The sequence below is a fragment of the Scytonema hankhaensis NUACC26 genome (assembly GCF_045865695.1).
Taxonomy (GTDB): Bacteria; Cyanobacteriota; Cyanobacteriia; order Cyanobacteriales; family Nostocaceae; genus Scytonema.
This window is the reverse complement of the sequence record NZ_BAACAP010000150.1, coordinates 24,662-38,100: the sequence shown is the minus strand read 5'-3', so window position 1 is coordinate 38,100 and position 13,439 is coordinate 24,662. Positions and strand designations below refer to the sequence as shown.

Here is a 13,439-nt window from a genome sequence, read left to right as displayed (position 1 = left end):
GTTCCACATTCTGCGGAATCACCAGCGATGGTTGATGATGAAGGTCTCAGTTCTCTGCTCAAGCGCGACACATCCGGTCTATCCGCACCTGCTGCAGTGGGTGGAACGCGCTGCTGCCGATCACAAGATCGAACTGGTCGAGAAGAAAAGCGATCTGACCGGCGGGGACATACTGTTTCTGATCTCATGCCACGAGATCATCCTGCCCGATGACCGGAAGAAGTATTCGGCAAGCCTGGTCATTCATGCCAGTGACCTCCCGGAGGGGCGCGGCTGGTCTCCGCACATCTGGCAAATCGTCGAGGGTCGGAACCGGATAACGGTGTCCCTGATCGAGGCACAGGATCCGGTCGATAGCGGCGCCATCTGGGCACAGCGTCATCTGGTCCTCGAAGGGCACGAACTCTGCGACGAGATCAATGCGAAGCTGTTCGCCATCGAACTCGAGTTGATGAACCACGCGCTCGCAGAGCAATTCGACCTGCTGCGCGTGGCGGACCCGGATCGCTTCCCGGCGTTCTTCGATCTTCGCGGCCATCGCTATCTTGTACGCATTGAAAAAGCGGGAGCGCCCGATGAGTGAAACCATCATGATCGAGGGCCGTTCGATCGGCCGTTCGCACCGGCCGTTCGTCATTGCGGAGATGTCCGGCAATCACAATCAATCGCTCGACCGCGCGCTGGCGATCGTCGATGCGGCGGCGAAGGCGGGCGCGCATGCGCTCAAGCTGCAGACCTATACAGCCGATACGATGACGCTGAATCTCGCCAGCGATGAGTTCTTCATCGACGATCCCAACAGCCTTTGGAAGGGACGATCGCTCCACAAGCTCTACCAGGAAGCCCATACGCCCTGGGACTGGCACGCGCCGATCTTCGAGCGTGCGCGTTCGCTTGGCATGGTACCGTTCTCGACGCCGTTCGATGCGACGGCCGTCGACTTCCTCGAGCAGCTCGGCGTGTCCTGCTACAAGATCGCGTCGTTCGAGAATACGGACCTGCCGCTCATTCGCAAAGTTGCCGCAACCGGCAAGCCGATGATCATTTCGACGGGCATGGCGACCGTCGCCGACATCGACGAAACGGTGCGATGTGCAAGGGAGGCCGGCTGCAAGGATCTGGTCCTGTTGAAATGCACCAGCACCTATCCCGCCGCGGCCTCCGATACCAACCTGCTGACCATCCCGCATATGCGCGCATTGTTCGGCTGCGAGGTGGGATTGTCGGACCATACCTTCGGCATCGGGGCAGGCATCGCGAGCGTCGCCTTGGGCGCCTCCGTTATCGAGAAGCATTTTACGCTTGCCCGCGCCGATGGCGGCGTCGATTCGACCTTCTCCATGGAGCCGGACGAGATGGCGGCCCTCGTCGTCGAAACCGAGCGCGCCTGGATGGCGCTCGGCCAGGTCTATTACGGCCTGACTGAGAAGGAGCAAAACTCGCTGATCTTCCGGCGTTCGCTCTATGTGGCCGAGGACCTCGCCGCCGGCGACGTCCTGACCGAAGATAATCTGAGGACAATCCGCCCCGGACTCGGCCTGCCGCCGAAATATTACGAGACCTTGATCGGCAAGCGTGTCGGCCGCGCCGTCCGCCGGGGAACCCCGATGAGCTGGGATCTGTTGACGCCGGTCGCTGATGCGGCTGCGCCAGCGCTGCCGAGAGGCGCTCGTGCGTGACAAGCCGCATATCTGCCTGATCGTCGATAACCCGCTTCGCGATCTGGAAGGACTGGTCCTGCTTGGCCGGCAACTCGCAGCCAGCGGCGCGGTTGCCACGCTGGTGCCCATGTACGAGCAGGGTTTAATCCTGCTACCTCACCTAGCAACCCTCGGTTGGGGTGTTGGACCTGGTGGTGAAGTTATTGACACATTCCCTTACTTTGTGGTAGGGGTATTACACCTCATTTCTTCCGCAGTACTTGGTTTCGGCGGTATTTATCACGCAATTCGCGGTCCAGAAACCTTAGAAGAGTACTCCTCTTTCTTCGGTTATGACTGGAAAGACAAGAACAAGATGACCAACATCATCGGTTTCCACCTCATTATCTTGGGATGTGGCGCTTTGCTGTTGGTGTTAAAAGCAATGTTCTTCGGCGGTTTGTATGACACTTGGGCACCTGGTGGTGGCGACGTTCGTGTTATTACTAACCCAACTCTCAATCCAGCCGTTATCTTTGGTTACATACTCAAATCACCCTTTGGTGGTGAAGGTTGGATTGTTAGCGTTGATAACCTAGAAGACGTTGTTGGCGGTCACATTTGGGTTGCCTTCATCTGCATCGTAGGTGGTATCTTCCACATTCTCACCAAACCTTTTGGCTGGTCTCGCCGCGCTTCAATTTGGTCTGGTGAAGCTTACCTCTCCTACAGCTTAGGCGCTTTGTCCTTAATGGGCTTCATCGCATCCTGTATGGTTTGGTTCAACAACACCGTTTATCCCAGCGAATTCTACGGTCCTACTGGTCCTGAAGCGTCTCAAGCTCAAGCTTTGACGTTCCTCATCCGCGACCAACGTTTGGGTGCTAACGTCGGTTCCGCTCAAGGTCCAACAGGTCTTGGTAAGTACCTGATGCGCTCTCCTACAGGTGAAATCATCTTTGGTGGTGAAACAATGCGCTTCTGGGATTTCCGAGGTCCTTGGTTAGAACCTTTAAGAGGACCCAATGGTCTTGACTTAGATAAAATCAAGAACGACATTCAACCATGGCAAGCTCGTCGTGCTGCTGAGTACATGACTCACGCTCCTTTGGGTTCTCTGAACTCTGTAGGTGGTGTAGCAACAGAGATCAACTCCTTCAACTACGTATCTCCTCGTGCTTGGTTGGCAACTTCTCACTTTGTATTGGGATTCTTCTTCTTAATAGGTCACCTGTGGCATGCTGGTCGCGCTCGTGCAGCAGCCGGTGGTTTTGAGAAGGGAATTGACCGTGAAACTGAGCCAGTATTGTTCATGGGCAATCTTGATTAATACAATCTTTCATCACTGATAATCGGGTCATAGCTTCTGCGTAAAAGCAGGAGCTTTTTTTTATTTAGCGGTTGGGGATTGGGGATTGGGGACTAGCGGTTGGGGATTGGGGATTAGATGATTACTCTCCCCTTGTCCCCAATCCCCTGTCTCATAATTTCTAAACAATACTATTACAAACAAATTAGAAATTAGTCAGTAGGGTGGGCAATGCCCGCCATTTAATATTAATAGGCAATTCCTGTTTCCTAATTTTATTTCCCAATCCCCAATCACCAATCCCTAATCTTTTATCTCACAATTTCTTAACAATACAATTACAGACAATAAAGGAATAAGTCAGTTAAGCTAGATTAAATTCGATTACAAGATATTTCATCCTTCATAATTCATAATTCATAAATTCCTCCGTCTATGTTTAAAAAGTTGTTAGCAAGTGTAGGTATTGGTGCTACAAAAGTTGATACACGATTATTTAATGATTCTGTTGTTCCTGGTGATTTGCTTGAAGGTGAAGTCCATATTATCGGTGGAGATGTACCGCAGAATATTGATGATATATATTTAAAATTAGCAACTGAGTACAAGCGCGAAACAGAAGACTCTACCGAGATTGAAGAACATATAATGGTTAATTATCGTTTGTTGGAGAGATTGAACATTCAAGCAAAAGAAGAATTTATAGTACCATTTTCACTCCAACTTCCCTACGAAATGCCATTAACTTTAGGAGGTACTCCTGTTTATGTAAGAACGGGGCTAGATATTAAAACCGCTATTAACCCCAAAGACAGGGATGCTTTAGAAGTTAGACCTCACCCTTTAATGCATAGAGTTTTTGAAGCAGTCGAGAAACTAGGTTTTCATCTCCATAAAGTAGATTGCGAGTATGCTCATTATTTGGGTGGAGTCTATCCCTTTGTGCAGGAGTTCGAGTTTCGTCCTGAAGGAAACTACAGAAGTCACCTGAAAGAGTTAGAAATTATTTTTCATTTAAGCCCGCATGAACTAGAAGTTTTAATGGAAATTGACAAACGGGCGCGTGGCTTTAAGGGTTGGTTGGATGAAGCCTTCGATGTTAATGAGCGCTATGCACGGTTTTATTTAACAGAATCCGATCTTTACGATATGGATGTAGAAACCATGATTGATGATATTATTCAAAGCCATCTACAATAATACCAAAAACGGTTTAGAATCTAACTTTTCAAAAATTGCCAAAAACTCGTAGGGGCGCAAAGCATTGCGCCCCTACAAATGCTATCAAACCATTCCGAAAAAGAACACTTGTTAGCCGTTTACAGTGAACTGAAACCATTTCTAATCGCCAATCCCCAATCCTTCTTTCAAAGCTCAAATTAATTCCATAAAAATTAGTATTTGTTTATACAATTATTGTTTTTTTTTAAGTTACTTCAAAAAAATTGCTTCATTATAAATTTATAAAATTCCTGTTAATCTACATAATAAATTTATTAAAAAAATAGTATCGTAAGCGTTCAATTTTTTTATCGACGAATTGTCACAATTTTGTCATAAAATTTATATGGCTATGTTATAGCATTTTCTAATTTAATAATGTAAGATAGAAATACTAGGTAGTGCATTTTACCCAGAAAGAAATGAAATCATACTCCCTCGATTTACGTCAGAAGATTATCGATACATACTTTGAAGGTGAAATATCTCAGCGTCAACTAGCAAAAAGATTTCGAGTTGCCTTAAGTTTTTTTGAAAAACTACTTAAGCAGTATAGAGAAAGTCGAAATCTCGCTCCTAATGTTTGCAAACGACAAATACTAACGAAGTTAAATACACTGCAATTAAGCATTCTTAAAAAAATCATGGAAGCAATTAAGGATGCAATTGTGAATGAACTTCGCACTCATGTAGAACACAAAAGATGGTTCTTATTAGCAAATAACAATGAATAAAATATTGTAAATGCTAAATAGAAAAGAAAAAAACACTGCACAAAGTGTGAAAAAGAAAGTAAGCGATTCCAATCGCTACGAGTAAGCTTTTGGCAATTAGTCCAAAGAATTCTTACCGAAAACCTTATTTTCTTGATGAAGCTGGCGTAAATTTATCTTTAGTACAAGTGATTATTTGTCTATGCTCCCAAAGAACAATAAGAGCAGGCATTTCCTACACAAAAGTGAGACAATATAGCATTCATAATGTGCTGATTTAGAGAAAGTTAAACATAGATAATAGGCACAGAATGTACAAGTAATTATCGTAAAGTGAGAGAACTATGAACAAATTACTAACTATTGCTATACCTACTTATAATCGTGCCAAATTACTTGACAAACAATTGGCATGGATATCTCAAGCTATAAAAGGTTTTGAGTCTGAGTGTGAAATTTTTGTTTCAGACAACTGTTCCACAGACAACACTCAGGAAATTATAAAAAAATGGCAAGAACAACTCAGTCATGTTACGTTTAATGCTCATAAGAATGCTGAGAATTTAGGTGTAATGCCTAACATAATTAATTGCTATAGATCGGCAAAAACAAAATATGTTTGGGCAATTGGAGATGACGATCCAATTGAAACTAAAGCCGTTCCCTATATTTTGGAGAAAATCAAAAGATATGACGAGTTAGCATTATTATTTCTCAATTTTTCTGGTCGAAACAAAACGACTGGAGAATCAGTTCATCCACCAACAATAGTTGGGAACCGTTGGTTTGATATTGAGAGTGAAAATGGCGATCGCGACGGAAAAGCTGTATTTGAACACTGTTTTACCAAGAGCGTAGGAGCAGTCATTTTCTTGACAGCTTCCATATACAGAACTGATATAGTCCATCGCGCTCTTCAAAATTGGGAAAATGCTGCACAAAACTGGATATCTTTAGCGTATCTAGCAGGCTATTGTGCTGCTAATGGTAGAGTTATTGTGACAGAAAAGACTTACGTAGAATGTATTGTTGGAGTCAGCTATTGGCAGAAGGAACAAAAGTCAGCACTGTTAATGCAATACAAGCATATCTCTGAAGTCTTGATGAAACTCGAAGGAAGCGGTTATTCCAAGCAATATTGCAGGCAAATGGTTTGGAAGAGCTTCCAAGAAGCTAACTGGAAAGTTCTCTTTGGTGCATTGAGAAGATGGCCTTTATTTACAATAAAGACTGTTGTTCCTTTCTTTACTCTAGTGACTTTATCGATTTTCGATATCATGAATCCTCGCAAACCTTCTAGCCAACTTTCCATAGTAGAGAATTCTTAATTCTTTACTAAAATTTTATTAAAATATAAGGTGTATCTACAAAAAACTTATACTAAAGCGAACATTTATATGATGATTAGCAACATTGGGAATCAAATTAAAAGTAAAGTCAGTGACTTAAAGTCCGAATTTATCTACAGAACAGAACTTATTAAGTATGCGGGAAAAGTTCCTGTAATAGAAGAGCGCGATCGCAAAATAGTAGATGCTCTTAAAACAGAGGGGGTTTACGTTACCTCTCTTGAAGAATTGGACATAAGCTCTACTTTCACTCTTCTCAAAGCAGCATCCAATTATCTGTCTGGGATGTTGTCGGTAAATCGTAGCGATCGAACTGAAAAATTACCGCAAATTTATACAATGACAGATTTACCAGAGTTTTCTCAATGGGGAAAGGAAAAAAGATTACTCTCCATAATTGAAAACTATATTGGACTCCCTGTTGCCTTTCACGGAGTTCATTTGCGTAAAGACTTTCCTAACGAAAATCAATTTGGAACTCTTCTTTGGCACAAAGATTCTGAAGACCGGCGTATTGTCAAGGTAATTGTTTATCTCAGTGATGTAGAAGAGCATCACGGACCTTTTGAATATATCCCTCTATCTTTAACCTCCGCACGTAACTTGAATTATTCCCGAATTTATTACAAATTGTGGCAGTCTAATTATGTAGGGATTAACGATGAACAGGTACAAGAAATTATTCCCAAAAAGTACTGGAAATCATGTCCTGGACCAGCAGGTACAGTTATTTTTGTAGATACGAGATGTACTTTACATCATGGAACTTTGAGAACACAAGACAGGTCAGCACTGTTTTTTGTTTACACTGCCAATCCCCCACAGCGCCCAGAATTGTGTACTCAATATTGGGATGATACTTTCCCTAAGCCAGAAGTACTGTGTAAAGCTTAACTTTTTGAGTTGCAAGACTCCCCAAGCTCCCCGACCTCGTTCCCAGGCTCTGCCTGGGAATGCCTTTTTAGAGACTCCGCCTCGCCGCGATAGATCTGTTTGCGAAGCAGAGCTTCTGGGAATGCATTCCTAGCCTCTAGCTAGGAACGAGAGTCAAGAGAGTTTCCGATGAAGAGTATCACACCTATTGACCAGCTGTATCCTTTAAGAAGTCGGGGATCTCACCATCTGAACTTCCTTTGTTTATATACTTAAAGGGACGTTCTGTATTACAAAATTTATGACTAAAATTAATCGGGTTGCAATAGTGGGAGGAACTCATGGAAATGAATTTACAGGAGTTTATTTAATTAAAAAATTTGAAACCTATCCTGCTTTGATTCAATGCTATAGCTTTGAAACCTTCACTTTACTAGGAAATCCGAGAGCATTTGAAGAAAATAGACGGTATCTTGATAAAGACTTAAATCGGTGTTTTTTGAAGAAAGACTTACAGGACGCGACTTTAACTAGTTACGAAGAGACTCGTGCAAAAAATATCCAACAAATCTTAGCACCGCAAGGAAAACCCCAAGTAGATGTCATTGTAGATTTACACTCGACAACGACAAACATGGGACTCAGTATTATTTTACAAATTAAGCATCCTTTTTTACTAAAATTAGGAGCTTACTTAAGTTCAATGAATCCATTAGTAAGAATTTGCTGTGCTACTTCCGACAAAGAAAGTAGTTTTCTCCGTTCTCTGAGCGAATTAGGTTTTGTTATTGAGGTCGGTCCAGTTGCACAAAGTGTTTTGAGTGCAGAATGGTTTCAAAAAACTGAAGAACTCCTATTTACCATCTTGAATTATTTAGAAGCTATCAACCAAGGAACAACACCACAATCTCCTGATGCAGTCACAGTTTATTTTACGATAGGTGATGTAGATTATCCCAGAAATGAGCGAGGAGAGATTCAAGCAATGATTCATCCTCAACTTCAATTTAGAGATTACCAACCACTTCATCCCGGCGAGCCAATGTTTCTTACATTTGATGGTCAAGAGATTCCTTATGTAGGAGAGTCAATTGTTTACCCAATATTTATCAATGAAGCTGCATACTATGAAAAAGGCATTGCCATGATTTTAACACAAAAGCAAGAAATCTTACTTTCTAGTGATGATTTTACAGAAATGCAACCTTCATAATCCTACAAATCTTATGACTTGTCTCAAAAAAATATTAATTACGTGCTAGTATTGGCAACACTTTTTCACCGAAAACTTCAATAAACTGCTCCTGTTCTCTGTTAACATTATGCAGGATAAGTTCATCAAATCCGAGTTCAACATACTCTTGAAGCCACTCAATGTGTTGTTGTGGAGCGGAAGAAATGCGGACGTGTAGATCTAATTCTTGGGGTTGAACAAACGCTCCTGCCGCATCAAATTGCTGTGGAGTCCGCAACTCTGTCATCAAAATATTATCAAAAATGTTATTGCGCCATTGCTGGTGTGCTTTTTGCCGTGCGGCTTCCTCATTGCGATCGTAAGAAAGCTGAACTTTCAAAATCATAGGTTTACCTTCACCACCACCACGACGAAAAGCTTCAACAACTTCTTTTAACTTGGGAAGTGGGTGAGAAATAGTAATCAACCCATCCGCCCAACTACCAAGCCATTCTGCTGTTTTAGGGGTGATAGCAGCTCCAATCACTAGAGGTAGTGTTTCAGGACGGGTGTATAGTTTTGCCTCTTCGACACAAACTAAACCATGATGATTGACTGTTTCCCCTGCCCAAAGAGCACGCATCACATCAACACACTCTTTAAGGCGAGCATTTCGTTGAGATTTAGTAGGCCAAACGTCTCCTGTAATTTGTTCGTTAAGTGCTTGACCGCTTCCAACAGTCAATACAAAGCGATGGGGAAACATTTCCGATAAAGTTGCTACGGCTTGAGCAACGATCGCGGGATGATATCTCTGACCTGGAGCACAAACCACTCGATAGGAAAGTGTGGGAGTCGCTTGCATTGCAGCACCCAGCCAAGACCAAGCAAAACCGCTTTGCCCTTGTTCTTCACTCCAAGGATGGAAGTGGTCGGAAGATAAGACGCGAGTAAAACCAGCTTGCTCTGCCATTTGAACATATCTAAGCAGTTCGCTAGGTTTAAATTGTTCGTGGGAAGCTTGACAGCCAATTTTTACCATAAGACTACAACCATTTAACGCATCGTATTGACTCGGAACCAACCGTAACCGTACCATCACTATCCGAGTCCATAAAAGTTTCAACATCTAGAGAGTATGCGATCGCGTTCTTATACCACTGGTCTTGCATCAAACCTCCTCTTCCCTACAATATTGATTGCAACTTCCCTTCAACTGTCTCTGTAAACTTATCGATCGCTTATCTCAAAAAATACAACTTATCGTTTCCCTTTTTGAGGCAAGTAATCAGGACATTCACTAGCTGCTTTTGTCATCACCAAACAAGGCTGCACTGCACATTGTAAATGCTGGTTATGCTTAAAAAATTGGCATTTAAAACATGGAATTCTAGCGTAAAGTTTTGAATTAACTATTCTTTGATATAAAGCGTGCGTAAAATTATTTTGCTTTAAAAAAGCAATAGAAAAAACAAGGAAAAAGAAAAGAGGAATTAAAAACACACTTTCACTAGGAATCACCAACTCTGTGTTTGAGCTAGAGTCTTGATGCGACTCGCTTAGAGTTTGCTCTACAATAATTGCTTTTTCTTGATTCATTGCTATTCAAAAATATTACATAATTGTATACCATACCTAGCATCTTAACCCAAGCAATATTATCTTCAAGGAGTAATATCAAGTTTTACTGCCTTTCTGCTGTAAAGTTACTGAATTATGTATAGTGGGTAATACCCACCATTTGATTTTGGGGAGCATTACCCACCATACGCCCATAAGTAATATTTCGGGAAGAACGTAGGTTCAATTACAGTACTAACTCCAAAAGCGATCGCAATACACCTATCTCAAGATATGTTCTTCCACTGGTCAGTTGGTCACTAATTCCTAGGGATAGATAGTGTTAGCAATAAATACAGACTTATTTCTATAATCAGCCTCTACCTGGGCTTTCACTCTTTCATCCCATTTAACGTTATATGCTTGCTCAATCTCATTGATATTAAATGGACGCAATTCTCCCACAAGCATTACAGTCTGACCCTTCTGAACCTCCTCTTGTTGCGCGGGCTTCAGAAAAACTAGCAAATCCTCTGCACCGAGCAAATAATTTTCATCTAGAGTAAATAAAACTGGGCTTTGAACGTTATCGACTTCTCCCCTAACCGCAAGAGTTTTACCATAGAATCTTTTGGGATTGCTCGTAATTTGACCGGGCGTAGGCGCTTGTATTATGTTTTGAGCAATTATTACAGGTTTGTTAACATAATCTTTATAATATTTATCCTGCAAATCCAAATTATAGTCACGCTCAATTTTGGGAATATCTAATTTACGAACTTGACCAGTCACTTCAACTTTTACATCTTGATTTTTAGGCAAATCAAAAGGCTGACCTGTAGTGTTTACGACAACAAAAGGTTCACCGCTCATAAATCTGCTATCACTGACTGTAAAAGAGCTTGAACCAACTTTTTTAAAAGGCTTGCTGATAATCGTGACAGTTTTACCGATATAATCATCAGTGTTACTGGTTATATCGAATGTACTAGCAAGCCCTGGAGGTGAAGCTGAGTCGCCACCATAACCCATTCGAACAAACATTGCCAATACTGCTGTGGCGATGACTATCTTTGCATTCCAGACGTGTTGAAATAGCTCGTTCACGCTAGAATTATTGTTTCCATTACTCTGACTTTTGTTACTTAAATCCACATTTAATGGGTTTTTGTTACCTAAATTCATAGTTCTATAAATGTTTTTTCAAAAAAGTATATATTTAGCCTTTATTTACGGAAAATTTAAAAAAATAAAGAAATTTTTCAGCAATGTCTTTAGTCTTTATTAAATTTTCTTAAAAAAAATAAATTCATTAGACAAATGTTTATTGATTTGGTAATTCTATAAATAGAATATGTATTTGATGTAATCATTTCTTCTAGCCAAAGTCAGAAAAATGAAGCTGCATAAACTTGTTTTACTGTCCTATGGATAGATACTGTAGGTAGAGATCTGCTTATCGTTAAACATTATGATTGTTTGAGAAAAGTTGTTGCATCAGATGGCGTTGCTGAATTACAGCAATTTTCACTCTTATTAGACCACAATTTGTGGGGCGGGCGTCCCCGCCCGCCCTCGAATGCACGGGCGGGGACGCCCCGCAGTCGCCTCAACGGGGGGAACCCCCGCACGGCGCTGCTCTCCGTACCACAAGAGCAGAGCAATACAAGGAGCTTAGAGGATGTTTGCAAGGGATTTTCAAGCTGCAAAGTACCGCAACCAACAAGTTGTATGCGGCAGAAAAAAAGTACGCGGAACACTCATGATGGGGAAAATGAGCTTGCTCGTACTTCTTATATTGCTATTAGACGCCAGTTATGCTTTAGCTAACACTTGGACTAGGCGTGTAACATCAGGAGAGAGACCGAAAGAACGTTCCACACCAGCAGTAGCAACCTTACACAAATCAATCTACTTATTTGGTGGTGTTAAAGATGACTTTAGCAATTTTCAAAACACCTTTTACAATGACCTGTATCGATTTAATACCTCTAATGACACATGGAACTTGCTGACTCCTCAAGGTATTCTCCCACCACCCCGAGCATTTGCGGCTAGCGTCGGTGTCGAACACCGAGGATTAATATTTCTGTTTGGTGGTGCTAACTACAGTCCAACATTTTCCAATTTCATTACTTATGATGACTTGTGGGTATACAACGTGGCTGCAAACACTTGGAAACAATTGCATCCAGTCAATTCACGTCCAGTAGGGCGATCCCGACCGAATTTATGGGTAGTTGGCGATCGCTTGTACTTATTTGGCGGATTCACTGCGTCTTCTACAACGCTTAACGATCTTTGGGTATACGATATCCGAACTAATACCTGGACAGAGATAATACCAAACGGCACTTTGCCACCAGCCCGACATGAAGCCCAAGCAGGCGATCGCGTCCAAAAAGGTAAGCTAACAGTATACGGTGGGGAAACCATTGACTCAACGGGAAATTTTCAAACTCTGAACGATACGTGGGAATTTGACTTACGTACCAACACTTGGAAGGAAGTTACCCCAATTGACGCACTCAACATAACTCCTGCTCGAAACTACGGGTCTGCAACAGTCATTAATAACAATTTGTTCCTACATGGGGGTGATTTACCAGGAGGGGAAACAGGTTGTGGTAGCCCCTTCCCGCAAAATCCCACTGAGGAGTTGTGGCGATTCGATCTCGTTAAACGCATATGGACTCAAGTACAGCCAGATGGAGACCCTTTAGTACGACTGAAGCGGACAAATGCAGCCAAAGTCGGAAACCGAATGTATATTTTTGGTGGTTACGATTTTCAGTGCTCAAACCAAACAGGTCTTGGTCAAATCTGGAATTTAGATGTTTACTCTTACGAACCTTTTAAGAACTGATATTTGAGAGGCTGCAAGATCCTGTCTTCTTTGAGAATACACATTTGTGCATGGGAGGTGTCACCTCCCATTCACAAAGCAATCACCTCGTCTCGGACAATATGTAGACGAATAACTTTGGGACGGTTCTGCTCCTGCGCGATAATGACATTGAACTGCATCTCGTACCATTTTTCGCAACGTTTTTAAGTCATCTACTTGTGTGAAAATGGACTCACCCAGTGTTCTTGCATTGTAGCCACCGTCTAGATCGTCTTCAACCAAAAAAACAATTTCACTCATACGCTATTAGTAATACTCCTCATTTGTCTTATCTATAAATATTCTTCATTTAACTCGGCTATTTTCATCAAGGCTCTTAAGGTTCCTATCTTTAAATCTTTGTTTTTATGAACAGGAATTGATAATATTTGTTCGAACTCAGGGTGTTTATAGATATGATGACTTCCAGTTATTTTTCTCAAAATCCATCCTTTTTTCTCTACTATTATACATAACTTTTTACCCAAAATAAACTTCATATAGCAATTTCTACTATTCGATCTGTATCATTTATTGAATAACTTTCATTAGCAACCTCAAGCCATCCTTCAATTGCATCTTTAAGATTAGTCATCAGTTCTTCCCAAGTATCGCCTTCAGTAATACAACCAGGTAAAGCAGGGACTTCTGCCCAGTATCCACCTTCTTCAGCTTGATGAACAATGGCTTTAAACTTCATGTTATGTATACGA

General features: G+C 42.0%; 15 protein-coding genes and 1 pseudogene. 9 read left to right on the top strand and 7 right to left on the bottom strand.

The features are described 5' to 3' along the window. The 8 genes and pseudogenes from ACKTT2_RS10810 to ACKTT2_RS10775 form a co-directional block, all read left to right on the top strand. Positions 1–583: formyl transferase (locus ACKTT2_RS10810; RefSeq protein ID WP_407886543.1), on the top strand; the 583-nt coding region annotated here is incomplete at its 5' end. Next, on the top strand, positions 576–1,679 hold the full coding sequence (gene pseI, locus ACKTT2_RS10805; RefSeq protein WP_407886541.1) for a pseudaminic acid synthase: 1,104 nt from the start codon (positions 576–578) through the stop codon (positions 1,677–1,679). The genes ACKTT2_RS10810 and pseI, both read left to right, overlap by 8 nt. Positions 1,680–1,785: 106 nt before the next feature. Then, positions 1,786–2,970: pseudogene (gene psbC, locus ACKTT2_RS10800) on the top strand (photosystem II reaction center protein CP43); the annotation flags it as partial. 414 nt (positions 2,971–3,384) lie between these two features. After that, the gene (locus ACKTT2_RS10795; protein ID WP_407886539.1) at positions 3,385–4,149 is read left to right on the top strand and encodes a sporulation protein; all 765 of its coding nucleotides are present in this window, start codon (positions 3,385–3,387) and stop codon (positions 4,147–4,149) included. 443 nt (positions 4,150–4,592) lie between these two features. Continuing rightward, positions 4,593–4,904 carry a hypothetical protein gene (locus ACKTT2_RS10790; protein ID WP_407886537.1) on the top strand — a complete coding sequence of 104 codons (312 nt, stop codon included), beginning with the start codon at positions 4,593–4,595 and terminating at the stop codon, positions 4,902–4,904. A gap of 323 nt (positions 4,905–5,227) precedes the next feature. Then, positions 5,228–6,211 (top strand): glycosyltransferase family 2 protein, encoded by a 984-nt coding sequence (locus ACKTT2_RS10785; protein ID WP_407886535.1) that lies wholly within the window; start codon positions 5,228–5,230, stop codon positions 6,209–6,211. 72 nt (positions 6,212–6,283) lie between these two features. Beyond that, positions 6,284–7,126, top strand: coding sequence for a phytanoyl-CoA dioxygenase family protein (locus tag ACKTT2_RS10780; protein ID WP_407886548.1), 843 nt, complete (start codon positions 6,284–6,286; stop codon positions 7,124–7,126). A 280-nt stretch (positions 7,127–7,406) separates the two neighbouring features. Beyond that, positions 7,407–8,318, top strand: coding sequence for an aspartoacylase (locus ACKTT2_RS10775; protein WP_407886533.1), 912 nt, complete (start codon positions 7,407–7,409; stop codon positions 8,316–8,318). Positions 8,319–8,352: 34 nt separating this feature from the next. Here the strand turns inward: ACKTT2_RS10775 and ACKTT2_RS10770 are convergent, their stop codons facing one another. From ACKTT2_RS10770 to ACKTT2_RS10755, 4 genes are all read right to left on the bottom strand, one after another. Beyond that, entirely contained in the window at positions 8,353–9,321 is a 969-nt protein-coding gene (locus ACKTT2_RS10770) for a TIGR03885 family FMN-dependent LLM class oxidoreductase (protein WP_407886531.1), read from the bottom strand. A 4-nt stretch (positions 9,322–9,325) separates the two neighbouring features. Next, positions 9,326–9,451 (bottom strand): hypothetical protein, encoded by a 126-nt coding sequence (locus ACKTT2_RS10765; protein WP_407886529.1) that lies wholly within the window; start codon positions 9,449–9,451, stop codon positions 9,326–9,328. A gap of 88 nt (positions 9,452–9,539) precedes the next feature. After that, entirely contained in the window at positions 9,540–9,878 is a 339-nt protein-coding gene (locus ACKTT2_RS10760; protein ID WP_407886527.1) for a hypothetical protein, read from the bottom strand. Between the two features lie 288 nt (positions 9,879–10,166). Continuing rightward, on the bottom strand, positions 10,167–11,024 hold the full coding sequence (locus ACKTT2_RS10755; protein WP_407886525.1) for a hypothetical protein: 858 nt from the start codon (positions 11,022–11,024) through the stop codon (positions 10,167–10,169). Positions 11,025–11,520: 496 nt separating this feature from the next. Here ACKTT2_RS10755 and ACKTT2_RS10750 point away from each other — a divergent pair, with 496 nt between their 5' ends. Continuing rightward, a complete protein-coding gene (locus ACKTT2_RS10750) occupies positions 11,521–12,705 on the top strand; it encodes a Kelch repeat-containing protein (RefSeq protein ID WP_407886523.1) in 1,185 nt (394 codons plus the stop codon). Between the two features lie 60 nt (positions 12,706–12,765). Here the strand turns inward: ACKTT2_RS10750 and ACKTT2_RS10745 are convergent, their stop codons facing one another. Genes ACKTT2_RS10745 through ACKTT2_RS10735 form a run of 3 tightly spaced genes read right to left on the bottom strand, consistent with a single transcriptional unit; the run spans position 12,766 to position 13,426 of the window. Next, positions 12,766–12,987, bottom strand: a complete 222-nt coding sequence (locus ACKTT2_RS10745) for a hypothetical protein (RefSeq protein WP_407886521.1) — start codon at positions 12,985–12,987, stop codon at positions 12,766–12,768. 32 nt (positions 12,988–13,019) lie between these two features. After that, the gene (locus ACKTT2_RS10740; RefSeq protein ID WP_407886519.1) at positions 13,020–13,226 is read right to left on the bottom strand and encodes a type II toxin-antitoxin system HicA family toxin; all 207 of its coding nucleotides are present in this window, start codon (positions 13,224–13,226) and stop codon (positions 13,020–13,022) included. Next, positions 13,223–13,426, bottom strand: a complete 204-nt coding sequence (locus tag ACKTT2_RS10735; protein WP_407886517.1) for a type II toxin-antitoxin system HicB family antitoxin — start codon at positions 13,424–13,426, stop codon at positions 13,223–13,225. Before ACKTT2_RS10735 ends, ACKTT2_RS10740 begins: the two co-directional genes overlap by 4 nt. Between the last annotated feature and the right edge of the window lie 13 nt (positions 13,427–13,439).

What these genes read in the sequence shown, in the direction of transcription:
- pseI (WP_407886541.1), top strand. Translation starts at nt 576, where the DNA reads ATGAGTGAAACCATCATGATCGAGGGCCGTTCGATCGGCCGTTCGCAC.
- ACKTT2_RS10795 (WP_407886539.1), top strand. Translation starts at nt 3,385, where the DNA reads ATGTTTAAAAAGTTGTTAGCAAGTGTAGGTATTGGTGCTACAAAAGTT.
- ACKTT2_RS10790 (WP_407886537.1), top strand. Translation starts at nt 4,593, where the DNA reads ATGAAATCATACTCCCTCGATTTACGTCAGAAGATTATCGATACATAC.
- ACKTT2_RS10785 (WP_407886535.1), top strand. Translation starts at nt 5,228, where the DNA reads ATGAACAAATTACTAACTATTGCTATACCTACTTATAATCGTGCCAAA.
- ACKTT2_RS10780 (WP_407886548.1), top strand. Translation starts at nt 6,284, where the DNA reads ATGATTAGCAACATTGGGAATCAAATTAAAAGTAAAGTCAGTGACTTA.
- ACKTT2_RS10775 (WP_407886533.1), top strand. Translation starts at nt 7,407, where the DNA reads ATGACTAAAATTAATCGGGTTGCAATAGTGGGAGGAACTCATGGAAAT.
- ACKTT2_RS10770 (WP_407886531.1), bottom strand. Translation starts at nt 9,321, where the DNA reads ATGGTAAAAATTGGCTGTCAAGCTTCCCACGAACAATTTAAACCTAGC.
- ACKTT2_RS10765 (WP_407886529.1), bottom strand. Translation starts at nt 9,451, where the DNA reads ATGCAAGACCAGTGGTATAAGAACGCGATCGCATACTCTCTAGATGTT.
- ACKTT2_RS10760 (WP_407886527.1), bottom strand. Translation starts at nt 9,878, where the DNA reads ATGAATCAAGAAAAAGCAATTATTGTAGAGCAAACTCTAAGCGAGTCG.
- ACKTT2_RS10755 (WP_407886525.1), bottom strand. Translation starts at nt 11,024, where the DNA reads ATGAATTTAGGTAACAAAAACCCATTAAATGTGGATTTAAGTAACAAA.
- ACKTT2_RS10750 (WP_407886523.1), top strand. Translation starts at nt 11,521, where the DNA reads ATGTTTGCAAGGGATTTTCAAGCTGCAAAGTACCGCAACCAACAAGTT.
- ACKTT2_RS10745 (WP_407886521.1), bottom strand. Translation starts at nt 12,987, where the DNA reads ATGAGTGAAATTGTTTTTTTGGTTGAAGACGATCTAGACGGTGGCTAC.
- ACKTT2_RS10740 (WP_407886519.1), bottom strand. Translation starts at nt 13,226, where the DNA reads ATGAAGTTTATTTTGGGTAAAAAGTTATGTATAATAGTAGAGAAAAAA.
- ACKTT2_RS10735 (WP_407886517.1), bottom strand. Translation starts at nt 13,426, where the DNA reads ATGAAGTTTAAAGCCATTGTTCATCAAGCTGAAGAAGGTGGATACTGG.